Annotated in this window: 2 protein-coding genes; both read right to left on the reverse strand. The window is 52.4% G+C overall.

The window, feature by feature from the left end:
* The coding region (locus tag JCM17102_RS31075) for a hypothetical protein (protein ID WP_206778290.1) at nt 1–186 on the reverse strand (186 nt) is incomplete at its 3' end.
* A gap of 188 nt (nt 187–374) precedes the next feature.
* Nucleotides 375–668 (reverse strand): RHS repeat domain-containing protein (locus JCM17102_RS25470; protein WP_148302097.1); only part of this gene is annotated, 294 nt, incomplete at its 5' end.

The following is a 668-nucleotide window of genomic DNA, read 5'->3' on the forward strand; positions in this document are numbered from 1 at the left end:
TCCGGCAAGTCCGGAGGTCTTTACCCGCGGAGTCACAGTGATGATGTGGGGGTGCCCGGCACTGGTGTGCATGTACAGGGTGTCCCGGGACTGGGCGGAAGTACCGCCGGGATACAGGGACAGGACCAGGAACGATAGAAGGGTTCCCAATGTCCGCATATTTTTGATAGTTCGTAGCGTTTTCATAATTCTTCGTTATTTGATTCTATTTCTGATTCTTGTTTTATTCTTGTATTACTTTTATCTTATTCTTATTTTACTCTTGTTACAGGTTTTCTTTATCAGCCATCTCAGAAGCCGCAGTGCCAATTTGGCAAAACCGTCAGCCGGTATCCGTTACAGGCATATCCGGCCTTCGGCATACCCGATCCCCGTTATTTCTCCCCCAGGTGGTAGAGATACTGCTGCAGCAGTACCTTGTTCGAGTCCGAGTCCGAATCCAGGTAATAGCTCCTTGTCAGCCTGTTGAAGCCGTCGTACTCATACCGGGTGGTGATTCCATTGGGATCGGTGATGGCTATCACCCCCTGCAACGGTTCGTATTCGCAGGTGTACACGTTCGCTTCCGGTAAAGAAGTACGCAAAAGCTGCAGGGCCTGCAGCAGGGCCGGAGTAGGCACCATGTCTCCGGCCCAACCGTCTGCCCGGCCGGCGTCCACTCCCATGGT

Origin of the sequence: Bacteroides faecichinchillae JCM 17102 (assembly GCF_000614145.1) — a bacterium.
Lineage (GTDB): Bacteria > Bacteroidota > Bacteroidia > Bacteroidales > Bacteroidaceae > Bacteroides > Bacteroides faecichinchillae.